The sequence below is a fragment of the Myroides albus genome, assembly GCF_009711045.1.
GTDB classification, from domain to species: domain Bacteria; phylum Bacteroidota; class Bacteroidia; order Flavobacteriales; family Flavobacteriaceae; genus Flavobacterium; species Flavobacterium album_A.
On record NZ_WMJX01000005.1, the window covers coordinates 19,904 to 44,723 of the forward strand.

General features: G+C 35.1%; 18 protein-coding genes. 11 read left to right on the plus strand and 7 right to left on the minus strand.

Going from position 1 to position 24,820, the window contains the following annotated elements; translation table 11 throughout:
• Positions 1–60: 60 nt before the first annotated feature.
• Positions 61–4,332, plus strand: coding sequence for a DNA-directed RNA polymerase subunit beta' (gene rpoC / locus GJV76_RS03785; protein WP_155091311.1), 4,272 nt, complete (start codon positions 61–63; stop codon positions 4,330–4,332).
• 21 nt (positions 4,333–4,353) lie between these two features.
• Entirely contained in the window at positions 4,354–4,659 is a 306-nt protein-coding gene (locus tag GJV76_RS03790) for a DUF3467 domain-containing protein (RefSeq protein ID WP_155091312.1), read from the plus strand.
• A gap of 249 nt (positions 4,660–4,908) precedes the next feature.
• Here the strand turns inward: GJV76_RS03790 and GJV76_RS03795 are convergent, their stop codons facing one another.
• Positions 4,909–5,298 (minus strand): hypothetical protein, encoded by a 390-nt coding sequence (locus GJV76_RS03795; protein WP_155091313.1) that lies wholly within the window; start codon positions 5,296–5,298, stop codon positions 4,909–4,911.
• Positions 5,298–5,888, minus strand: a complete 591-nt coding sequence (locus GJV76_RS03800; protein ID WP_155091314.1) for a superoxide dismutase — start codon at positions 5,886–5,888, stop codon at positions 5,298–5,300. The genes GJV76_RS03795 and GJV76_RS03800 overlap by 1 nt, the downstream gene beginning before the upstream one ends.
• Positions 5,889–6,108: 220 nt before the next feature.
• Here GJV76_RS03800 and GJV76_RS03805 point away from each other — a divergent pair, with 220 nt between their 5' ends.
• The 8 genes from GJV76_RS03805 (at position 6,109) to GJV76_RS03840 (ending at position 18,096) form a co-directional block, all read left to right on the plus strand.
• A complete protein-coding gene (locus GJV76_RS03805) occupies positions 6,109–9,351 on the plus strand; it encodes a SusC/RagA family TonB-linked outer membrane protein (protein ID WP_155091315.1) in 3,243 nt (1,080 codons plus the stop codon).
• Positions 9,352–9,362: 11 nt separating this feature from the next.
• Positions 9,363–10,808, plus strand: a complete 1,446-nt coding sequence (locus tag GJV76_RS03810; RefSeq protein ID WP_155091316.1) for a SusD/RagB family nutrient-binding outer membrane lipoprotein — start codon at positions 9,363–9,365, stop codon at positions 10,806–10,808.
• Positions 10,809–11,950: 1,142 nt separating this feature from the next.
• Positions 11,951–12,949, plus strand: coding sequence for a pyruvate dehydrogenase (acetyl-transferring) E1 component subunit alpha (gene pdhA / locus GJV76_RS03815; RefSeq protein WP_155091317.1), 999 nt, complete (start codon positions 11,951–11,953; stop codon positions 12,947–12,949).
• 9 nt (positions 12,950–12,958) lie between these two features.
• Positions 12,959–14,596 (plus strand): pyruvate dehydrogenase complex dihydrolipoamide acetyltransferase, encoded by a 1,638-nt coding sequence (locus GJV76_RS03820; protein ID WP_155091318.1) that lies wholly within the window; start codon positions 12,959–12,961, stop codon positions 14,594–14,596.
• A gap of 151 nt (positions 14,597–14,747) precedes the next feature.
• The gene (locus GJV76_RS03825; protein WP_155091319.1) at positions 14,748–15,686 is read left to right on the plus strand and encodes a M20/M25/M40 family metallo-hydrolase; all 939 of its coding nucleotides are present in this window, start codon (positions 14,748–14,750) and stop codon (positions 15,684–15,686) included.
• Positions 15,687–15,692: 6 nt separating this feature from the next.
• Entirely contained in the window at positions 15,693–16,373 is a 681-nt protein-coding gene (locus GJV76_RS03830; RefSeq protein ID WP_155091320.1) for an SDR family NAD(P)-dependent oxidoreductase, read from the plus strand.
• A gap of 11 nt (positions 16,374–16,384) precedes the next feature.
• A complete protein-coding gene (locus GJV76_RS03835; protein WP_155091321.1) occupies positions 16,385–17,008 on the plus strand; it encodes a SprT-like domain-containing protein in 624 nt (207 codons plus the stop codon).
• An 8-nt stretch (positions 17,009–17,016) separates the two neighbouring features.
• Complete coding sequence (locus GJV76_RS03840) at positions 17,017–18,096, plus strand: mannose-1-phosphate guanylyltransferase (protein ID WP_155091322.1); 1,080 nt, start codon at positions 17,017–17,019, stop codon at positions 18,094–18,096.
• Between the two features lie 63 nt (positions 18,097–18,159).
• Here the strand turns inward: GJV76_RS03840 and GJV76_RS03845 are convergent, their stop codons facing one another.
• The 3 genes from GJV76_RS03845 to GJV76_RS03855 form a co-directional block, all read right to left on the minus strand.
• Positions 18,160–18,939 (minus strand): ABC transporter ATP-binding protein, encoded by a 780-nt coding sequence (locus GJV76_RS03845; RefSeq protein ID WP_155091323.1) that lies wholly within the window; start codon positions 18,937–18,939, stop codon positions 18,160–18,162.
• 2 nt (positions 18,940–18,941) lie between these two features.
• Positions 18,942–19,688: an MlaE family ABC transporter permease gene (locus GJV76_RS03850; protein ID WP_155091324.1), complete on the minus strand. Its 747-nt coding sequence runs from the start codon at positions 19,686–19,688 to the stop codon at positions 18,942–18,944.
• Between the two features lie 69 nt (positions 19,689–19,757).
• Positions 19,758–20,594 (minus strand): glycosyltransferase, encoded by an 837-nt coding sequence (locus GJV76_RS03855; protein ID WP_155091419.1) that lies wholly within the window; start codon positions 20,592–20,594, stop codon positions 19,758–19,760.
• 151 nt (positions 20,595–20,745) lie between these two features.
• Here GJV76_RS03855 and GJV76_RS03860 point away from each other — a divergent pair, with 151 nt between their 5' ends.
• Entirely contained in the window at positions 20,746–22,221 is a 1,476-nt protein-coding gene (locus GJV76_RS03860) for a lipopolysaccharide biosynthesis protein (protein WP_155091325.1), read from the plus strand.
• 47 nt (positions 22,222–22,268) lie between these two features.
• Here GJV76_RS03860 and GJV76_RS03865 read toward each other — a convergent pair whose 3' ends face one another.
• Entirely contained in the window at positions 22,269–23,186 is a 918-nt protein-coding gene (locus tag GJV76_RS03865) for a DMT family transporter (protein ID WP_155091326.1), read from the minus strand.
• A 366-nt stretch (positions 23,187–23,552) separates the two neighbouring features.
• On the minus strand, positions 23,553–24,752 hold the full coding sequence (locus GJV76_RS03870) for an MFS transporter (RefSeq protein ID WP_155091327.1): 1,200 nt from the start codon (positions 24,750–24,752) through the stop codon (positions 23,553–23,555).
• Positions 24,753–24,820: the final 68 nt, after the last annotated feature.

A 24,820-nucleotide genomic window follows, 5' to 3' on the forward strand; every position in this document is an offset into this window, starting at 1 on the left:
GAGTAAGCAGTACTTTACTGCTTACTCTTAATATCATACACTTTAACAAGTAAGTTTACCATGAATAAAAATAAAGAGAAAAATACCGTTAAAAGGTTTAATAAAATCTCAATCGGTTTAGCTTCACCTGAATCGATTCTTGCTGAATCAAGAGGGGAAGTTTTAAAACCAGAAACTATTAACTATCGTACTCATAAACCTGAGAGAGATGGTCTTTTCTGTGAACGTATTTTCGGACCTGTAAAAGATTATGAGTGTGCTTGTGGTAAGTATAAAAGAATCCGTTACAAAGGGATCGTATGTGACCGTTGTGGGGTTGAAGTTACTGAGAAAAAAGTACGTAGAGATCGCGTAGGACACATTAACTTGGTTGTTCCAATCGCTCATATCTGGTACTTCCGTTCTCTTCCAAATAAGATTGGTTATATCTTAGGATTACCATCTAAGAAATTAGATATGATAATCTATTATGAGCGTTATGTTGTTATCCAAGCGGGTATTGCAAAAGACGCTGAAGGTGAACCTATCAAACGTTTAGATTTCTTAACTGAAGAAGAGTATTTGAATATCTGTGATACTCTTCCGATGGAAAATCAATATTTAGATGACAATGATCCTAATAAATTCATCGCTAAAATGGGTGCTGAATGTATTATGGATTTATTGGCAACTACTGACTTAGATGAATTGTCATATACACTGCGTCATGCTGCTAATAATGAAACATCTAAGCAAAGAAAAACTGAGGCATTAAAACGTTTACAAGTTGTAGAGTCTTTCCGTGAATCAAATTTGAATCGCGAGAACAGACCTGAGTGGATGATCTTGAAAGTTATTCCAGTTATTCCACCTGAATTACGTCCATTAGTTCCATTAGATGGAGGTCGTTTTGCAACTTCTGATTTGAATGACTTATATCGTCGTGTAATTATTAGAAACAACCGTTTAAAACGATTAATGGAGATTAAAGCTCCTGAAGTTATTTTGCGTAATGAAAAACGTATGCTTCAAGAAGCTGTAGATTCTCTATTTGACAACACAAGAAAATCTTCTGCTGTTAAAACTGAATCTAATCGTCCATTAAAATCTTTATCTGATTCGTTGAAAGGTAAACAAGGTCGTTTCCGTCAGAACTTATTAGGTAAACGTGTTGACTATTCTGCTCGTTCAGTAATTGTTGTTGGACCTGAGTTAAAGTTATACGAGTGTGGATTGCCAAAAGATATGGCTGCTGAACTTTACAAACCTTTTGTTATTCGTAAGTTAATAGAAAGAGGTATCGTAAAAACAGTAAAATCTGCAAAGAAAATTATAGATAAGAAAGAGCCTGTTGTTTGGGATATCTTAGAGAACGTGATTAAAGGACATCCAGTTCTTTTGAACCGTGCTCCTACGTTACACAGATTGGGTATTCAAGCTTTTCAACCTAAGTTGATTGAAGGTAAAGCAATTCAGTTACACCCATTAGTGTGTACTGCATTTAATGCCGATTTCGATGGTGACCAGATGGCTGTGCATTTACCATTAGGACCTGAAGCTATTTTAGAGTCTCAATTGTTAATGTTAGCTTCTCACAATATCTTGAATCCTGCAAATGGTGCTCCTATTACTGTACCTTCTCAAGACATGGTACTTGGTCTATACTATATGACTAAGTTACGTAAGTCTACACCAGAGGAAATTGTAAAAGGAGAAGGTCTTACTTTCTATTCTGTAGAAGAAGTACACATTGCTATTAATGAGGGTAAATTAGATTTGAATGCAGGTGTTAAAGTTAGAGCTAAAGACTATAACGCTGAAGGAGAGTTAGTTTATCAAATTATTGAAACTACAGCTGGTAGAATCTTATTTAACGAGGTTGTACCTGAGGTAGCAGGATATATTAATGAAGTATTGACTAAGAAATCTTTAAGAGATATTATTGGTCGTATTTTAAGTATCACTGATGTGCCTACTACGGCAGCATTCCTTGATGATATTAAGAACATGGGATACGGTTACGCATTCCGTGGTGGTTTATCATTCAGTTTAGGTGATATTATGATTCCTGGACGTAAACAAGAATTAATTGATGATGCGAACCAACAAGTAGATCATATTACGATGAACTATAACATGGGTCTTATCACAAATAATGAGCGTTACAATCAGGTAATTGACGTTTGGACATCTACAAACGCAATGTTAACTGAGCTTGCGATGAAGAATATCCGTGAGGATAAACAAGGGTTTAACTCTGTGTACATGATGCTTGATTCTGGAGCGCGTGGTTCTAAAGAGCAGATTCGTCAGTTAACTGGTATGCGTGGTTTGATGGCTAAGCCTAAAAAATCTACTGCTGGTGGTGGTGAGATTATTGAAAACCCAATTCTTTCTAACTTTAAAGAGGGACTTTCGATTTTAGAGTACTTTATTTCTACGCACGGTGCACGTAAAGGTCTTGCCGATACGGCATTAAAAACTGCGGATGCTGGTTACTTAACTCGTCGTTTACACGATGTTGCACAAGATGTAATTGTAAATAGTGAAGATTGTGGTACTTTAAGAGGAATCGAAGTTAAAGCTCTTAAAAAGAATGAGGAAGTTATTGAATCATTAGGAGAAAGAGTATTAGGTCGTGTTTCATTGAATGATGTAGTGAATCCATTAAACTCTGAAATCATTGTACACGCAGGTCAAGAAGTTAGTGAAGCAATTGCTAAAGCTATTAATGCTGCACCAATTGAGTCAATCGAGGTTCGCTCTCCATTAACTTGTGAGGCTAAAGCTGGTATTTGTTCTCAGTGTTATGGACGTAACTTAGCTACTGCTAAGATGGTTCAAAAAGGTGAGGCAGTTGGAGTTGTTGCAGCTCAATCTATTGGTGAGCCTGGTACACAGTTAACATTAAGAACGTTCCACGTTGGGGGTACTGCAGGTAATATTTCAGAAACTTCAAGTATCAACTCTAAGTTTAAAGGTCGTCTTGAAATGGAAGACTTAAAAACAGTTAAAGGAGAGGATAATGAAGGGAAAGTTATTGATATCGTTATTTCTCGTTCGACTGAGGCTAAATTATTTGATGTTAATACAGGTATTTTATTAACTACGAATAATATTCCTTACGGTTCTACAATCTATGTTGAGGATGGAGCTATTGTTGAAGAGGGAACTACTATCTGTAAATGGGACCCTTATAATGGTGTAATTGTTTCTGAGTTTACTGGTAAGATTGCTTACGAAGATATCGAGCAAGGACAAACGTTCATGGTTGAGATCGATGAGCAAACTGGATTCCAAGAGAAAGTTATTACTGAGTCAAGAAATAAAAAGTTAATTCCTACTTTATTAATTTATGGTAAAGATGGTGAGTTAATACGTTCTTACAACTTACCAGTAGGGTCACACTTAATGGTAAATGATGGTGAGAAAATTAAAGCTGGTAAAGTTTTAGTTAAGATTCCTCGTCACACATCTAAAGCTGGGGATATTACAGGAGGTCTTCCAAGAATTACAGAGTTATTAGAAGCTCGTAATCCTTCAAACCCTGCTGTTGTTTCTGAAATAGATGGTGTTGTATCTTTTGGTAAGATTAAGAGAGGTAACCGCGAAATCATCGTTGAGTCTAAAACAGGTGATGTTAGAAAATACTTAGTTAAGTTATCTAATCAAATTCTTGTTCAAGAAAATGACTTCGTTAAAGCTGGTATGCCATTATCTGATGGAGCTATTACTCCGGAAGATATCTTAAGAATTCAAGGGCCTTCTGCTGTTCAACAGTACTTGGTTAATGAAATTCAAGAGGTTTACCGTTTGCAAGGTGTAAAAATTAGCGATAAACACTTCGAGGTTGTTATTCGTCAAATGATGCGTAAAGTGCAGATTCAAGATCCAGGGGATACTTTATTCTTAGAGGATCAATTAGTACACGCAAGTGATTTTATCGAAGAGAACGATAGATTATTCGGAATGAAAGTAGTTGAAGATGCTGGTGAATCTGAAAATCTAAAAGAAGGACAAATTGTTACAATGAGAGAGTTACGTGATGAAAACTCTTTATTAAGACGTGAAGATAAGAACTTAGTTGTTGCGCGTGATGTAATGCCAGCTACAGGTACTCCAATTCTTCAAGGTATTACTAGAGCTTCATTACAGACAAAATCATTTATCTCTGCTGCTTCTTTCCAGGAAACAACAAAAGTATTGAACGAAGCTGCTGTTGCTGGTAAGGTTGATACATTAACAGGATTGAAAGAGAATGTTATTGTTGGACATAGAATCCCTGCTGGTACAGGTATGAGAGATTACGACAATATTGTTGTAAGTTCTTTAGAGGAGGATGGTATCCTTTAATAATTAAATAAATATAAGATTATGAGTGAAGATCATAAATTTGACATTGAGCTTGATGAGCTAACTGCCGAGGGTACTTTTAGTAATCTTGCAATAATTAATCATTCAAACACTGAGTTTGTTGTTGATTTTGCTAGTGTTATGCCTGGAGTTCCTAAAGCTAAGGTGAAATCTCGTATTATTTTAACTCCCCATCATGCTAAGCGATTAGCAAATGCCTTGTTAGATAATCTACAAAGATTTGAAGCAGCTAATGGTGAGATTAATGACAGTGGTAGTGTTTTTGATCCGAACTCTGTAAGCTTTGGACCTAAAGGAAAAGCATAATTTTATATCATCATATCTAAACCCCCTATTCATTTGAGTAGGGGGTTTTCTTTTTATAAAATAAAAAGGGCGCTTATGGTATAGCGCCCTTTTAAATTGTAAAAAAATAAAGCAAAAAAAATAAAATAATACTTGTGCTTGCCTTACATAAATAGAGGTTTATGGCTTTCTCTTTGTACTTTCTGTACCTATTATGTCATACAAACTATAATCTTTATTTTCTTACAATTAGTTATATATAATGAAGATTTATTCGAAATTACATTGCAGTTTTATCGTTGCAAGTATAGTTTTTAGCCTACCAAAATTTGTTGGCTCTTTTGAGATACTGTCTATGTTTTTTTCGTAGAATTCTATTAGCTCTATTGCTTTTCGATAGTATTTTTTCGAGTTACTATAATCTTTAAGATCATAGCTGAGCTGACTTATTCTGATGCATGATTCGATGTAGTAACTATAGATAGGAATATTGCTCAATAAACATTTCCAATAGTTAGTCTGCATCAGTTCTGCTCTAGTAAAGGCTTCAATGTATGAATACAGGGCTTCTTCTTTTTTGCCTGTCTCTATCAGTTTGTCAGCTGTAGCTTGTTTAAGCTTCCAAGATTCTTCTACAAATTTTAGACAGTTTATACTCATTATAATAAATTTTGGTTAGCAAATTCCCAATTGATTATTTCCCAAAAGCCTTCAATGAATTTTGGTCTTGCGTTTCTGTGATCTATGTAGTAGGCATGCTCCCATACATCTATAGTTAGTATTGGTTTCATGTTTTTTATTAATGGCGTGTCAGCGTCTTTCATTGGTAATATTTCAAGCTGTCCATTCATATTTAATGCTAACCATACCCAACCTGCTCCGAAAAGTTTTGTCGCTATTTCAGTGAATTGTTTTTTAAATTCTTCTATGGAATTAAAATCTCTTTCTATTAGTTTTTTTATTTTTCCATGTGGTTGCTCTGTCTTTTGGGGAGTTAAACACTTCCAATAGAATGAGTGATTAAAGTGTTGTGCTGCATTGTTGTAAATACCTGTTTCGCCTTTGTCAAAACTGACTTTGATAATGTTCTCTAAACTCTCATTCTCATATTGAGTATTTGTTATCAAATTATTAAGGTTGTTTACATAAGTTTGATGATGCTTTCCATAGTGATATTCAAATCCTTCTTTTGAGATAATAGGCTCAAAAGCTGTAGTTTCATATGGTAACTGTGGTAATGTGAATGTCATATCGTTGTTAGTTTTAAATTAGTTGTGTAAAAATATAAATTTAGACTCAACTAAAAAAATAATTAAGGGATTAATTGAAGATAAAATCTCTTAATGATTTCTTCATATTGGTTAACAGAGACTTAATCTGGAATTTTAAATTTTCATTTTAGAAATTATGTTATTTGTGATGCATTTGAATAGTTACTATTTGAATTATTAACAACACAAATAAGTAGAAATGAAAAAAGTTATTAGAAGTGGGCATGTTTTTTATTTTCTTGTAGGTACCTTGAGTTTATGTTCTATTCAATCAAGTTACGCCAATGATGATAAGCATTCCAACCACGTACATCAAAGTGTAATCAATGATGATCTTCAGCAACAGAATTTTATTGGGCAAGTTATTGACAATTTTGGTATCCCTTTACCTGGTGCTACTGTTTTACATTTAAAGTCAGGTAGTGCAACCAGTACTGAACTTGATGGACGTTTTAAATTTGAAAATTCATCGAATACTGAAAGTATTGAAGTAGAAGTTTCTTTTATTGGTTTCGAAACTCAACGTGTTACGTTACAAAAGGGTAAGTTTCTAAGAATAAACTTAAAGGAATCGAGTAATATGCTTAATGAGGTGGTTGTTACTGCACTTGGAATTAAGCGAGAGGAAAAGAAACTTGGTTATTCTCAACAAACTTTGAAGAATGAGGACCTTGAAAGAGCGCGATCTAATAGTTGGTCAGATGCATTAAAAGGTAAAGTAGCAGGAATGACTATGTTGTCTTCCAGTTCAGGACCAATGAATTCTACTCAGATTAAGCTTCGTGGTGATCGGTCATTAGATATGTCGAGTAATGGTGCTCTTGTTGTAATCGACGGAGTGGTTATGAATAATGATCTTTGGGATAGTGGAGCAAGTAGCTCATATATTAGTAATGATGCACCAGTTGACTATGGAAATGGAATTGCTGATATAAATCCAGATGACATAGAATCTATTACTGTTTTAAAAGGGCCAGGTGCAGCAGCTTTGTATGGTTCACGTGCTTCTAATGGTGTATTGATGGTAACAACAAAATCAGGTAAAAACCAGAAAGGTGTAGGAATTTCATTTAATTCTAATGTTAGTTTTGACGTAATTCAGCGTTGGCCAGATTATCAGTATAAGTATGGTCAAGGATCAGGGAAGAGTTTCGACAAGGATGGTAATCCATACTACTCATATGGCTTGTCTGAGGATGGTGGTAACACAGGAAGTACAAGTAGTGCTTTCGGACCTAAGTTCGACGGACAGTATTTCTTCCAGTATGACCCTCTAACAGAAGGGCAGGGAGAGGAACGCACATTGTGGCGACCTTACAAGAACAATATCAAAGATTTTTGGAGAACGGGAATGACTATGACGAATTCTTTGAGTCTTTCTGGGGGAAGCGACAAAGGAGATATCCGTTCAACGATCACGCATTCTAAAAATGAATGGATCATGCCAAATACAGGTTTTGATCGTACAACTGTGTCTACAAAGGCTAAATACGATATATCTAAAGGTGTAACGGTTAATGCCAATATGAGTTATACAAATAGAAAGAGTGATAACTTACCAGGTACAGGTTATGGAAACCATACTATAGGGTACTTTATGATATTTCAAAATCCCAATGTCGATTTAGATTGGTATCGTCCCATTTGGAAAAGTGGATATGAACAAATCGATCAGATACACCCTTTTAGTTCTTATATAGAAAACCCATATTTAATTGCCTATGAAACTACAAATCCTCTAAATACGAATACCTTAACAGGTAGTTTATCTGCCGATATTGATCTTGCTCCTAAATTAAAGTTAATGGTTCGCGGGGCTCTTAATTCTCGAAATGATAATAGAGAACAAAAGCGACCGTATAGTACTACTAAGTTTGGTAAAGGATACTATAAAACACAACAAATTAATTTCCAAGAAATCAATACAGATTTCTTATTGTCATATACCAATGATGATTCGGATTTATACAGTTATAGTGCGTCTTTTGGAGGGAATATGTTGAACTCTAAATACCACAGTGTGTCAGCTTATGTAGATGGGCTTGTAACCCCAGGAGTATATATGTTGGCAAATGGGATTAATAATCCAACTACGAATGTTAGCGATAGGGATTATAAAGTTAACTCTCTTTATGGGACAGCTTCATTTGGGTACAAGAATAAAGTCTTTGTAGATGCAACTTTGAGAAATGATTGGTCAAGTACACTTCAAAAGGGAAATTGGTCATTCATGTATCCTTCTGTTAATACAAGCTTTATTTTAAGTGATATTTTTAATCTACCTTCTGTGATAGATTACTCTAAATTGCGATTTTCTTTTGCTGAAGTAGGTAATGGTACTAAGCCATATCAAACGTTGCTGTATTATAGCAATAGTGCATTTGCAAGTTCTGCTACTTCACCTACAACCTTACACAATGATGACTTAAAGCCAGAACGCACAAGAAGTTATGAAATTGGTTATGAGCAAAGGATGTTCAAGAATCGCTTATCTTTTGACGTTACCTTGTATAAAACTAATACCGAGAACCAGATTTTAACGGTGCCTTTAAACTACGCAACAGGTTATAGTAAGAAAGTTTTGAATATGGGTGATATTCAGAACAAAGGTATCGAATTGATGGTGAGTGGTACTCCTGTTAAAACAAAACATTTCTCTTGGAGAACCTCTTTGAATTGGGCGAAGAATGAGAATAAGATATTGAGTTTGGCAGAAGAGTTTGAAGGAGGAGATGAACAAGTAATTGCTCAATCGGGTACAGCTTCAATCATTGCGAAGGTTGGAGGAAGTACAGGTGACTTATATGGAGCTAAGTTTGTTCGAAATGACCAAGGTCAAATTATCTACAATGACAAGGGATTGCCAGAACAATCGAATGATTTACACTATATCGGTAGCGCTTATGCTGATTGGACGATGGGATGGACGAATACATTAAAATACAAGAATGTAACTTTTAGCTTTACAATTGATGGACAGTATGGTGGAAAAGTTTATTCTCAATCGCATCACAAGATGAGTGAGCAAGGTAAGTTGAAACATACCTTATACGGTCGTGAGCAAGGGTACATCGTTGGAGATGGAGTAGTGCAAAATGGCGATGGTTCATTTTCTCCCAATACAACTCAAGTTGCACCAGCTGATTATTATAAAGAGTATTACCGTAGAGCTAATTTAGAGTCTAATACATTTGATGCCTCTTATGTGAAGTTAAGAGAGGTAAGCTTAGAGTACAGTTTTCCTAAAACTGTTTTAGATAAGTTGAGATTAAAAAAGTTAAGCTTATCAATCTTTGGACGCAACTTAGCTATGTTGTCAAATTTCCCTTTGTTTGATCCAGAAACGGCTGCTCTAAATGGTGGGTCGATGATGCCTGGAGTAGAGATGGGACAGATGCCTTCTCCTGCTACCTATGGTTTTAATTTGAAACTTGAAATATAATATATAAAGACATGAATTTTAAAAAGATATTTATAGCAATTGTTGGTGTATGTTCGATTGCAAGTTGTACTTCTGATTTTGAAGAAACAAATACTGATCCCAATCGTCTACAAGCGATTTACCCTTCTACCTTATTAAGCCCTATTATATATGAAGTGGCAAGTCATGGGATGTATAGAAGTTGGTCACACAACAATCACTTTATGCAAGATATTGTTGCCTTTCCAAGTAATACAGATGGAATACAACGATATGATTTTTCTGACGACATAGGTTCTTCTTCTTGGAATGCTTATTTCAGATGGATGAAGAATGCTCGTGATATGGAGGCTGAAGCAGTAAAGGTTGCTGATCCAAACTATCAAGCAATTGCCATTACACTGAGAGCATGGATGGCATCTAACCTAACAGATCTTTTTGGACCTATTCCTTATTTTGATTCTTCTAAAGGAGATGAGGGAGTATTGAAACCAAAATTTGACAAGCAAGAAGAAGTGTATAAAAGTTTGCTTGAGGAGTTAGAATATGCTAATTCATTGTACGATGTAAAGCGTCCTATGAACTTTAGACCTGACATATTATTTGTCGATCAGAGTACTTATTGGTTGCGTTGGCAAAAATTCACGAATAGCTTACACTTGCGTTTATTGTTAAGAGTATCGAACAAAGCTGAGATGAATGCTTATACAAAGATGGCAAACATTATCAATGATCCTATAAAGTATCCAGTAATAGAGAATAACCAAGAATCTGTTATTTTGGATATAACAGGAGTTACACCTAATGTATCGCCTTGGAGTCGTATTCAAGATTTTACGTTAAGTAGAAAAATGGCATCTTTCTTCCTTGACAATTTAGTTGACTTTAAAGATCCGCGTTTGCCTTTGTATGCTACAGAGGCTTATAGAGTTGTAGATAAGAAAAAGGTTTATATCGGATATAAGGGAATACCAAGTGCATGGGATGGACCAGACTCTCAATTTGATTATGAGGCTTCAGGGTTGAACAATATTATAGCAAAGAATCCTACTAAAGCACCAATTTTGACATATGCGGAATTGATGTTTATCAAGGCTGAATTGGGAGTTAAAGGTTATTTGAGTGATGCTAAACTGCATTATGAAGAAGGGGTGAAGTCAGCAATAACTCAGTATGGAATTGAAGTGCCAGCAGACTATTTTGAGAATGAAAAAGCAGCTTTTGACGGTACTTTAGAGAGAGTAATGTTGCAAAAGTACTATGCATTGTATATGGTTGATTATCAACAGTGGTTTGAGCATAAGCGTACAGGGTTGCCAAAATTACCTAAGACGCAGTCTATGTTGAATGACGGTAATATGCCTAATCGCTTTCCTTATCCTTTGTCTATTCGCAGTCAGAATAAAGATGAATATGAGAAGGTTAAAGCAGAGATGGGTGGAGATGATATTAATGTAAAAATGTGGTGGCAAAATTAGATAACGCGATATGAGTTTAAGACACAGCGTTATAAAGATTTTCTTTTCCTTGGATTTAGTGAAGTTGTAGTAAGCACTAATTTAAAATCTTAGAAGGATAAAGCCTTTTTTTACCAGTGAAATACACTTATAGTAATGAAAAGTATAGGTTATAAGTAATGATCCTTTAGGTGTAGTATTACACAAAGGAGTAAAAATATTGGAGAGAATAATAATAGGGAGAGCCTGAATTGATTAATCACCTATTTTTATTATCTCCAGCTTCCCAAGCGAAGTCAGTTGTTGTAGAAATTATAGATAGGTTTGGTAATATTTATAGTGAAATGTATTCTAATCAAGTAATACATGAAGTTTGGTTGTGGTTTTTTTGGCCCAGGAGATTTTTTCTTCTGGGCCTTGTTTTGTTTAGTCAATGTTAAAGGTGAGTTCACCCTGAAAAATGGCAAAAGGAAATAGTGGCTAATGTTTTAAAGCTGTTAGTATAGCTTCTTTTTATTTGTGTAGTCTATTAGGTATTATTCCGGAAATTAATGAAGAATCAGGTGAGATTTCAAAGGCATATTTATATGTTTTAGTATAGGAGTGGCTTGCACTTTGTTGGGGATTACTGGCACTTTTCTTGGGGTTTCCTCGCCCAGAGAGAGGTTTTCTCGAAGAAAGGTGCAAGAAAGGTGCAAGAAAAGTGAGTGCAACACGCAAGCAATCTCCACGCGAATTGGTGTCAAACTATGGAGTACTTGAAGCTTTACTTGTATGAGGTGTGGCATCATAAGCAATATATTCGTAAAATAGGAACTAATAGAAGCGCTTATTTGTAGTGTAAAACGAGTCAGATAAAGTAAGAAGGGAGTTATATTTTGTTCTCTAAGACTAACTTAGCTGTGTATTTAGTGGTATGTATGTTTAGAAGGTCTTAAAACGAGAAAAGGCAATTACGATAAAAGTATAATTAGGTATAAAATAGTAAAAAAGTTTAAACAAAATCATAAAATTTATATATATAATCTGTTGAGTTCTAAAATAGAGAAAATAAATTTTCCTATGTAAAGTAGATGTGCTACTTTTGTTGCTCCACACTATTGTGGGATATTGAAACAGTCTGTATTTTAAGCGGTCACGCCGCAGATGAAAAGTAAAGTCATATGAAAGAAATTACAAAAGAAGTTTATCTAAAATGGTATGAAGACATGCTGTTTTGGAGAAAGTTTGAAGACAAACTTGCCGCACTATATATTCAACAAAAAGTTAGAGGATTCTTACATTTATATAATGGGCAAGAAGCTGTTTTAGCTGGAGCTTTACATGCAATGGATTTGTCAAAAGACAAAATGATTACGGCATACAGAAATCACGTTCAGCCTATAGGATTAGGTGTTGACCCAAAAAGAATCATGGCTGAGTTATTAGGAAAAGCAACTGGTACTTCACAAGGTTTAGGAGGATCAATGCATATCTTTTCGAAAGAGCACCGCTTTTATGGAGGACACGGAATCGTAGGAGGACAAATTCCTTTAGGAGCAGGGTTAGCATTTGCAGATAAGTATTTTGACCGCAACGCAGTAACTATGTGTTATTTTGGAGATGGTGCTGCTCGCCAAGGTTCATTACATGAGACATTCAATATGGCTATGAACTGGAAATTGCCAGTAGTATTCTGTATCGAGAACAATGGATATGCTATGGGTACATCAGTAGAGCGTACAGCAAACCATACAGATATATGGAAATTAGGTTTAGGTTATGAAATGCCTTGTGGACCTGTTGATGGGATGAATCCTGTGAAGGTTGCAGAAGCGATGTACGAAGCTATTGAAAGAGCTCGTCGTGGAGATGGACCTACATTATTGGAAATAAAAACGTATCGTTATAGAGGACACTCAATGTCTGATGCTCAACATTATCGTACGAAAGATGAAGTTGAGGAGTACAAAAAAATCGACCCTATTACTCAAGTGTTAGATGTTATCAAAGCAAATAACTATGCTACACAAGAGGAAATAGAAATCATGGATCAAAGAGTAAAAGATCTTGTATCTGAGTGTGAGAAATTCGCAGAAGAGTCTCCATTCCCAGATAAGAATGTTATGTATGACGTAGTATACGAACAAGAAAATTATCCTTTTTTACCTCATAGATTATAATAAAATAATATGGCAGAAGTAATTACAATGCCACGCTTAAGCGACACGATGACAGAAGGTGTTGTTGCGGCATGGTTAAAGAAAGTTGGAGACAAGATTTCAGAAGGAGATATCTTAGCTGAAATTGAAACAGATAAAGCAACAATGGAGTTTGAATCTTTCCATTCAGGTACATTGTTATATATTGGATTACAAGAAGGAGAATCTGCACCTGTAGACTCTTTATTGGCTATTATTGGAAATGAAGGTGAAGATATATCTTCTTTAATCAATGGAGGAGGTGCTAAAGCTACAACTGCTGTAGTGAAAGAAGAAGCTACTCCCAGTGCTGAAACATCAAAACCTGTTTCAAAAACTACTGAACTTCCTGCGGGGGTGAAAATAGTTACTATGCCTCGTCTAAGTGATACAATGACAGATGGTACAGTTGCAACTTGGATTAAGAAAGTAGGAGATAAAGTAGAAGAAGGAGATATTTTAGCAGAGATTGAAACAGATAAAGCAACGATGGAATTTGAAGCTTTTGAATCTGGAACACTTCTTTATGTAGGTATTGAAGAAGGACAATCAGCACCAGTAGATAGTGTACTTGCTATTTTAGGACCTGCGGGAACTGATGTTTCTGCTGTTGTAGAGTCTGTTAAAAATGGTGGTTCTATTGGAGGAGATGTAAAAGAAACAGCTGCTGAGGCTCCAAAAGCTCAAGAGCAAACATCAAATGCTGCTGCAGCTGCAACAACAACATCAAATACAGGTGGTAGAATATTTGTTTCTCCATTAGCGAAGAAGATCGCAGAAGAGAAGGGAATTAACTTAGGAGATGTAAAAGGTAGTGGAGAGAATGGTCGTATTATCAAACGCGATATCGAAAACTTCGTACCAGCTGCAAAAACAGTTTCTACATCAGCACCAGCTGCAGCTACTGCTACAGTGAATGAAGTAAAACCTTTTGTTCCTGCTGGAGAAGTTAGTGTAGAGGAAGTGAAAAACTCTCAAATGCGTAAGACTATTGCGCGTCGTTTAGCAGAGTCTAAGTTTACTGCTCCTCATTACTACTTAACTATAGAAATCGACATGGATAATGCAATAGAATCTCGTAAAGTAATCAATGCTCTACCTGATACTAAAGTATCATTCAATGATATGGTGGTGAAAGCTTGTGCAATGGCATTGCGCAAACACCCACAAGTAAATACACAATGGAGAGATGATGTAACAGTATATAACAACCATATCGCTGTGGGAGTTGCTGTAGCTGTGGAAGACGGATTGGTAGTACCTGTATTGCCTTTCACTGATCAAATGTCATTGACTCATATTGGTGGTAAAGTAAAAGAATTGGCTGGAAAAGCTAAATCTAAAAAACTTACACCAGCTGAAATGGAAGGAAGTACTTTTACTGTATCTAACTTAGGTATGTTTGGTATTCAATCTTTCACTTCAATCATTAACCAACCGAACTCTGCAATTTTATCAGTAGGTGCTATTGTTGAGAAACCTGTTGTGAAAAACGGACAGATTGTTGTTGGTAATACGATGACAGTTACATTAGCTTGTGATCACAGAACTGTTGATGGAGCTACAGGAGCTCAATTCTTACAAACTCTTAAGAGTTATATAGAGAATCCTGTAACTATGCTTGCATAAGCAGTTTGTTTTAAGATAATTTGAAGTCCCGTCTTTTTTGTAAAGACGGGACTTTTATGTTCTATTTATTTGTAAAAAAACTAATAAGTATAATGGCTTATGTACGATATATGAGGTTGGATTTTTGTATTTTTGATTAAATTTTTGAGAAATGAGAGTTTTAGGATTATTTATGTGTTTGTTATTGCTTAGCTGCGGTGGAGTAAAACAACCTGCTAAAGCGGATGTTAGTGCAAACATGAAGAATATTGAGGAGACAGTATATTTCCTTGCAAGTGATGAGATAAAAGGGAGAAATACCAGTACGTATGAGAATCAAGTAGCTGCTAAGTATTTAGCTGATAAATTGAATGAATATCACATCAAACCGTTTTTTACGTCTTATAACGATACTTTATCTACAATAAAAGATACTTGGAATGTTGTTGGTGTAATCGAAGGTACTGACAAAGAACTGGCAAGTGAATATGTTGTTTTGGGAGCGCATTACGATCATATAGGAATTGTATCTAAGTTAGTAGAAGGTGATTCTATTGCCAATGGCGCAAATGACAATGCCGCTGGGACTGCAATTTTATTAGAGTTATCGAGAAACTTAGCTAAGCTTAAAGAAAGTAAAAGAAGTGTGATCATTGCCTTTTTTACAGCAGAAGAAATAGGATTAGTGGGCTCAAAACACTTAGCTACTCGATTGAAAGAGGCTAATGTAAATGTCGTTTCGATGTTGAATTTCGAAATGCTTGGTTTATCTATGAATCGCGATTATATGGCTTATTTGACTGGGTACGATTTATCTACTTTAGCAGAGCGATTAAATCACTATGCTGGTGAAGCTTTGGTAGGGAAATTAGAGAAAGCTGAGGAATACCAACTATTCAAACGTTCGGACAATTATCCTTTCTACGAAGCGTTTAAGATACCAAGTCAAACTTTCAGTTCATTTGATTTTGAGAACTATGAGTACTATCACCATGTAAAGGACGAAGCTCATTTGATGAACTACGAGTTTATGACTGAGTTTACCAATAAAGTAATTCCTGTAGTGAGTAAAGTGATTAACGCTCCACAGGGAGAAATAAGAATGAAATAGTATAGAATGAAAAATATTATTGTAACTGGTACAAGTAGAGGTATCGGTTTAGAATCTGTGAAGATATTTGCTGCAATGGGTTACCAAGTGTTAGCGATTTCGAGAAAAATATCAACTGAATTAAGTACCCTTGAGAATGTACATTGTCTTTCAGTTGACCTTACAAAAGAAGATGATCTAAAGCAAGTTTGTGAATTTATAGAACAAAGATGGGCTGGTAAAGTCGATATCTTGGTGAATAATGCAGGTAAACTTATCAATAAACCATTTGAAGAATTGACCAAAGAGGATTTCTTAGAAGTTTATAATGTCAATGTATTTGGAGTTGTAGGTCTTGTACAAGTTTGTATACCGTTTATGTCTGTAAATAGTCATGTGGTAACGATCAGTAGTATGGGAGGTGTGCAAGGAGCAATGAAGTTTGGTGGACTTGCTGCTTATAGTTCAAGTAAAGGGGCTGTGAGTATATTGAGCGAGCTATTAGCAGAGGAATATAAAGATAGAGGTATATCATTTAATGTTATTGCTTTAGGAGCTGTGCAGACTGAGATGTTAGAGGAAGCTTTCCCTGGCTATCAAGCACCATTAATGCCTGAAGAAATGGCGGAGTATATCTGTGATTTCGCCTTGAACGGAAATAAATATTTTAATGGTAAAGTACTGCAAGCATCGAGTACAACACCATAAATTAGATTGATTTGATAGAGAAGTTAAAACCATATTTACCTGAACACGCTGTCGAGCCCGTTTTTGAGTTGATTAAAGCATATCAAATACACTTAAAAATCGTGAATGAACGCGTTACAAGACATGGGGATTATACAAGGAGGTATGATGGCAAGCATTTGATAACAGTAAATGCAAACCTTAATCCATATCGTTTCTTGATGACGCTAATACACGAGATAGCTCATTTGGTAGCTTATCAAAAGTATGGGGGGCGTATTAAGCCACATGGGGTAGAATGGAAGTCAACTTTTCAATTGTTAATGGTACCTTTTATACGGCCTGAAGTCTTTCCAAATAAGTTATTGCCTTTATTGGCTAATCACTTTAGAAATCCCACAGCGAGTAGTGATACAGATGATAGATTATCTATCGCTATGCGTATGTATGATAAACAGGAGAAAGGAGATCATGTGTGTTTCGTTTACGAGATACCTTTGGGCAGTCATTTTAGAATTAGAAATGGCAAGATATTTAAACGTGGACCATTGCGAATAAAGAGATTTGAGTGTCAAGAAGTTTCTACGGGTTTATTATACACTTTTAAAGCAAATGCAGAAGTGGAATTGTTGACCCATTATGTTGTAAAAAGATAAGTAAATATATGAGTTCGAATTATTATGCTGTTGTAATGGCTGGTGGAGTTGGGTCGCGCTTTTGGCCAGTAAGTACTCCTGATTTTCCAAAACAGTTTCATGATATGTTAGGTACGGGGGATACATTGATCCAGAAGACCTTTAAAAGGCTTTCTCTTTTGATCCCTAAAGAGAACATCTTAATCCTAACACACGAAAACTATAGAGATATTGTACGAGAGCAATTGCCATCAGTAGAGTTAGAGAATATAATTCTTGAACCCGCTATGCGTAATACGGCACCTTGTATTTTATATGCAGCAATGAAGATTAAGAAGATTAATCCTGATGCTGTTATGGTGGTAGCGCCAAGTGATCACTGGATTGAAGATGAAGTGCAGTTTATCAGTAATTTACAGCGTACATTTGATGTTTGTGAGAGAGATAGGGTATTGATGACTTTGGGTATATTACCTACGTTTCCCAATACTGGATATGGATATATCGAATTCAATAAGCTGGATTCACGACCGATTAAGAAAGTTGTACAATTTAGAGAGAAGCCAGATTATGTGACTGCGCGAAAGTTTATTCAAAGTCGTCATTTTCTTTGGAATGCAGGGATATTCGTATGGAGTGTACAAGCTATTATAGAGGCTTTTTCTGAGTTTCAACCCAAGATGATAGAGTTATTTAACAAGGGGAATGATTTGTATAATACAAATGGTGAAAAGTCCTTTATTAACGAACATTATCCTTTGGCAGAGAATATCTCTATTGATTATGCTATCATGGAAAAGGCAAATAACGTCTATGTCTTACCTGCAACATTTGATTGGAATGACTTAGGTACTTGGGGGTCTTTATACGATAAGTTACCGAAAGATTGCTCAGAGAATGCAGTAGTGAATGCTAAGGCATTTTTTAATAATGCTACGAATAATATTGTTCGAACAGATAGTGATAAGCTTGTAGTGGTGGACGGATTAAGTGATTATATTATCGTAGATAAAGAAGGGGTTTTGCTTATTTACCCTAAAAAGAAAGAACAGGAGATAAAGACAGTAAGTCACTATATTGAAGATAAGTTAAAAGAGGAAAACAAATAAGGTTTATAAAAAGTAAAAGGGATTGACAATTGTCAATCCCTTTTACTTTTTATAATAGAAAGATTATTTATTCTTTTCATTTCCAATGTGACGTATAGCGTCGCGAACCATTCTGAATAATTCTGAAGAATAGACGAAGTCAACTACGTCTTCATTGTCCGTTTGGATGATTTCCTTGTTGTTTCCAGACCAAGCAAGAACACCGTTTTTCAAGAATACAATATGTTCTCCAATCTCTAACACAGAGTTCATGTCATGTGTATTAATTACAGTAGTTATACCGTATTCATGTGTAATCTCTTGGATAAGGTTGTCGATGACAATTGCTGTTTTGGGATCTAATCCAGAGTTAGGCTCATCACAGAACAAGTATTTAGGGTTGTTTACTATTGCACGAGCAATGGCTACCCTTTTCTGCATACCTCCAGAGATCTCAGCAGGTTTTTTCTTGTTTGCATTGATTAAGTTCACTCGGTTAATTACCTCGTTTACACGTTGCATGATTTCAGCATCAGATTTGTCTGTAAACATTCTCAGTGGGAAGGCGATATTTTCTTCTACTGTCATAGAATCAAACAAAGCACTACCTTGGAATACCATGCCGATTTCTGTTCTTAGGTTTCTTTTTTCCGATCTGGATAACTCACTATATACTCTGCCATCGAAGGCAATAGATCCATTATCACTTTGGTGAATACCCAATAAGGTTTTTAACAATACTGTTTTACCTGAACCACTCTGACCGATAATTAAGTTGGTCTTACCTTTCTCAAAAGTGGTAGAAATGCCTTTAAGAACTTGAGTTCCTTCGAACGACTTTTCAATGTTTTTAACTTCGATCATGATTAGTTACTTAATAATAGAGAGGTTAATATATAGTTTGTTAAGATAATGGCTACACTCGTCCATACAAATGACGTTGTGCTGGCTTTACCCACTTCTAAAGCTCCACCTTTCATATAATATCCAAAGTAGGAAGGAATAGTAGCTAATAGGAATCCGAATATAAAGGTTTTGATAAAAGCGTAGGTGATGTGAAAAGGAATAAATGTGTCTTGTAATCCAATGATAAATTGTTCTGAAGTAACAAAATTACCCATTACTCCTCCAAACCATCCTCCAAGTATTCCTAAGAACATACTGATTCCAATCACAAAAGGATAAAGAAAAACCGCTACAAGTTTAGGGAATACTAAGTAGTTAAGAGAACTTACTCCCATTACTTCTAAGGCATCAATCTGTTCGGTTACACGCATAGTACCTATGCTCGACGTGATGAATGACCCCATTTTACCTGCCATAATAATAGAGATAAAAGTAGGTGCAAACTCTAAGACAACGGATTGTCTGGTAGCAAAACCAATTAAATATTTTGGAATTAATGGGTTTGTTAAGTTTAATGCAGTTTGTATTGCTACAACCCCTCCTACGAAGAAAGATAAGAAGCAGACAATACCAAGTGAGCCAATAATTAAATCGTCAATTTCTTTGAAGATTAGTTCCTTCATCACCTTCCATTTGGTCATCTTGCTGAAGATTTCTTTCAACATAATGAAGTACTGACCTATATTTTTTAATCCTGATTTTATCATACAAAAATTAATATCCGGCTAAATTACCAATTACAAATGAGTTTTTAAGTGTGAATTGCTAAAAAATGCCTACCTCAGTTTTGCCTTTATCTTGTTCCAACGGTATTTGCGAATAAAGATTCCTTGTTCTTCCGTAACTAAATAGGGCATTTTAGCTTTTTTAGCTTTCCTAAAACCTGAGAGATAGTCTATGAACAAGAGCGTCTTTTTCTTTTTAAAAGCAAGTTTAAGCGAAGCGATGAGTGTAATGACGAACCCGTAATGAAGTCTGTAAAAAGCCTCTCCTTGTTTGTATCTTGATGCTTTGTTGTACATTGCTCCTGTGGGTTTTAAATGCTTCACTTTCAAAGTCTCATCGGTTTTTATTTTCCAATTGTAGAAATGACATAATAGCTCATCTACTGTATCCCAACCCATAGCGGGCTTTAGCCCTCCAATTTGCTGAAAGCACGAGACTCTATAAGATTTAAAGGCTCCTCTAATATGGTCTTTGTCAGTTAGATTTTCTAATATCCAACTCCCGTCTTTCTCGATATAAGCGAAACCTCCAACCATGCCGATTGTAAGATCTTGTTTAAAGTGGTTACTTACTTTTTCAAAGTAATTTGAGGGCAAGATTAGATCTGCATCTAACTTGACGATAAATTCAAATTCCTCAAGGTTTTCTATTGTATCTAAGCCATAGTTGAAAGCTTGGATTACTTTGCTACCAGGCAAGTGAATATTTTCAGAATCTTTATTGACAAGTGTTATCCAATGATAGGTCTTAGCAAAAGAGTTAACTATTTCAGCTGTATGATCAGTGGAATTGTCATTAACGACAATAAGCCTGTGAGGTAATAAGCTTTGCAAAACAATGCTATCAAGGGTTTTGGCGATGTAATCTGCCTCATTGTAAGCAGGCATTACAACTATGTATTTTGTCATTTTATGTAGGTTTAGACACGATGAGATTCAACTCATAAAATAGGGTGGTCAGATTACAAATGTAAAAAAAATGTAGTTAAACGTTGAATAGCAAGTATATTTGTAAGTAAGAAAGTCTATTTAAATAGTAATGAAAGCTAATATCTCTACAAAACAAGCACTGTTGTTTACTGTTATCAATTATATTGGAGTAGTAATAGGTGTAGTATCAACTATATTGATTTATCCGCAAGATAAAGAGATGTTAGGTGTTATACGATTTGTAGATGCCTGTGCTCAGATAATGTATCCCATTATCGTTTTGGGTAGTACACATGCATTGATTAATTACTATCCAAAGTTAAATGAGCGATTGCAAAGCAAGCTATTTAGTTTCTCTTTGTTGTCTTTGTTTAAACTCGCACTTTGTCTGGGAATTGTACTCTTTATTGGTATGTTCTTTTATCAAGGAGAAGATATGAAATTTATTTTGTATGCTTATCCCTTAGCTTTTTCGATGGCTTATATAGAGCTTTTTCGCAGGCAAGCAACAAATCTCCAGAAGATCTCTTTTCCCACTTTCTTTGAAAAGATAATCCCTAAAATAACGCTGCCTACCGTATTCTTATTAGTAATTTATTTGCAATACAGTATCTCTAAGGCACTTGTATTGTATATATTATCTTATTTCTTAATAGCCTTAGTGATTGGTTGGTATATCTATCGATATTTTAAATTTAAGTGGCATTGGTCTTATAGTGATCTATTTACAGATATTAGTAAAAGGGAGTATTATCAATATAGTTTATTTGCATTTGCAGGAAGCTTTGGCTCTTTCTTTGCGTTTAGAGTTGATTCGTTGATGATTCCCTATTTTATATCCTATGAAGCAAATGGAACCTATAATATTGGTGTTGCTTTAGCTTCCACACTGGCGATACCAGCCACAGGAGTTTTTGCGTTGTATGCGCCAGTCATATCAGAGTTGTTAAATAAAGGCGATTTGCGCACCTTGAATTACAAGTATAAAGAGGTCGCAAGGAGTATGTTTTTTATAGGTATGTTTTTATTTAGTTGCACAGTAGTGGGAATTGCGGATTTGTTTCAACTCATGCCGACTTATGATAAGTTAGCTCCTTCACTTCCTATTATTTATTTGTTAGGTATAAATGTAGTTATAAACATGTCCACAGGATTTAATACGGAGATTATTTCCTATTCCAAGTATTATAGGTTTAATTTAGTTTCTATCTTATGCTTGATGGTATTGAATGTGCTACTGAATATTTATTTTTTAACGCAAACCACTTACGGCATTTTAGGTGTAGGAATTGCTTCGATGCTCTCATTAACTTTGTTTAATGTCGGTAAAACTTACTATATCTATAAGAAGATGAGGTTGTGGCCTTTTGACAGCATGTTTATGAAGTTATTCTTTGTGATGATTGGGATCTGTTTACTTGTTTTCTATTTGCCCTCTGTTGGTAGTCATATCGGGGATTTGCTTGTCAAAGTATTCCTTGTTCTATGTTTGAACTTGTATGTCCTATTTAAAACACAATGGGCTGAAGGGTTAAGAAGTCAAGTGGTTAAAATATTAGTTAGAATATTTAATTTAAAAATGTAATGACATAAAAAAAGCGATAACTCATTGTTTATCGCTTTTTTTATAATTTATAGTTCCGGTTCGGGAAGTACTTTCTTCTTAATCTTTGTAAGTAGTAGGATTGTCGTGATGATACACAAACTACCTATCCAGTCAAAATAGTGAAATTGTACTCCGAAGTAAGTAATCGCAATGAATGTAGCTGATAAAGGTTCAGCACAAGCTAATAAACTTGCTCTCTGAGGACCAATATTCTTAATTGCAGTTAAGAATATATAGAAAGGGATCAGAGTTCCTAAAAATACAATGAATGTAACAGCAGCAAATGTTTCACCATCCCATATTCCTTCTAAGTGGTGTGGTGGGTGGATAATACTCATTGCAATACCTGCGATTAACATACTCCATCCGATGATTGAGATAGGACTGTATTTTTCTAACAAGTGGACAGGCATAATTGTATATGCTGCCAAAGCGATAGCTGAAGCCATACCCCATATTAAGGCAGTAGGGTTTATGCTAAGCTTAGAAGTATCACCATGTGTAACCATTAAGAATGTACCTAACATGGCTAAGCCGATAGCTAAGAATTCAATTGGTTTGGGCCATTTCTTTAATCGTAGTGCAATGTAAACAGCTATAAATACAGGCCCTGTATATTGTAATACAGTTGCAGTAGCAGCGTTTGAATGAAAGATAGTGACAAAGTAAGTATATTGTACTGTCAGCATTCCCAAGACGCTAAATAGCAATAGTTGAATAGCATCTTTTTTATTTTTCCAAATACCTTTTACATCTGGATTTCTTTGCATTATACCAAAGAATAACATCAGAACTCCCGAGATTAATAAACGGACTGTTACTAACCATTCGGCATTGAACTCTTTCTTGTCAAAAAGGAACTGTGCAAAAGCACCTGAAACTCCCCAAAGCATCGCTGCAAATATAGCAGATGCAAAGCCTAAAAATTTTTTATTTGATTGCATTTTATTTGATGTACTACAAGTACACTATGGTTAAAGAAATAATTTACTACTTTTATTTATAGACCTAATTATGTTGCAAAATTACTGATAATAATGACTGTTTTTATCTCTTTTTTAAGTCAAGAAGTGAATTTACTGACATCTTAGTGAAGTCAATAATTTCGCATCGTTTATAGCATTGTTTTTTAGGTAATTGTGTTTTTTTGATAACAAAATTGTTTTATTGTTGATAGGAGGGAATTTTTGAGGATTTTGTAAAATGAAAAAAGAGTAAATAAAGCCTTTTTTAATTACTTTATTTACTCTTTTTTCGTGTTATTAACTTGTGTTATTGATAATTTACTAAAGCTGTTTTTGTATTTGAATTTATTTTAACAGTTTTTTATTTGCTTGAACAATGAGTAAAATGGTAGAAAAAAGCAATAGAGAGATAATTATATATCGAATGCTTAATTCCATTTGTCCTGAGATGTTCCCCGTTGATGAAATGACAAAACTTGATATGGAGGTAATAACGTAAACAAGTCCTCCCATTAATCCACCTGCAGTTCCCGAGTTTTCTGGAAAGGTCAACATTGTTGAAGTAAAGAAATTATTGAACAGTGTACCCGAGCAGATGTGAATAAGAAATAAAAAGGGCATCATAACCCAAATGTTTTCTAAGAAGTAACTCATTGCAATAAGCCCACCAATCAAGATAAGCTGTACTATTGCGGGTTGTTTTACTCTTGGTTCAAATTCGAGATAGATTCGCCTTTTACCAACAAATCCTCCTAACATCCACGAAAAGCCAAGGATTAATGTACAATAGCCTATTACAACAGAATTATAGTGAAAGGTATTTTCAATTATAAAGGGCCCTGCAATATTGAAGATCATAACAATGGAATAGCTTAAACCTAAAATGATAATACCTAACATGAACATTTTATTTTGAAGCATGGTTGAATACAATTGAACTGTGTTTTTAAGATTAAACTTTTTCTTCTCTGGAATACTCTCTCCACTGATTGCCAAGTCTAATATTAATAGTATTCCCGCATAGATAGCAAGGAAAAAGAAATTAGCTTGCCAGTTGAATAGCTTTTCCAAGTATCCACCAAGAAATGGAGCTAATATCGGACCACAAGACCATACTACTGTAAAGTAACTCAAGTAGTGTGCTCTCTTTTCGGTATCATATAGGTCCATGAATAGAGCTCTTGTTGCAACAACTAAGATAGAGATACCTATCCCCTGAACTATTCTAAGTAAGCAGATATAAAAGATATTATCTAAGTAGGCAATACTTATGCTTGTAATAACTAAGGTAAATAAAGCAATAAGCCGTGGCTTATATCTACCAATGCTATCCAATAAGCTACCTACAAATAGCTGTGAAATACCATAACTCAATAAGTAGCAGGTAAGCGTAAGTTGTATCTCTTTTTCCAAGACATTCAAATCCTTTGCCATAGAAGGGAATGACGGTAAGTAAATGTCAGTGACAAAACCTGAAAGAGGTATGGAAATAAAAGCCAAAGCGGTTATCAATTTCTTTCGTTGTTCTGATGTGTTTTTAAGCATAAAGTACATTGTTGTTTAGACGTGCAAAATTAACAGCTAATGCCTTTATGGCTTTTATTGACTCAAAG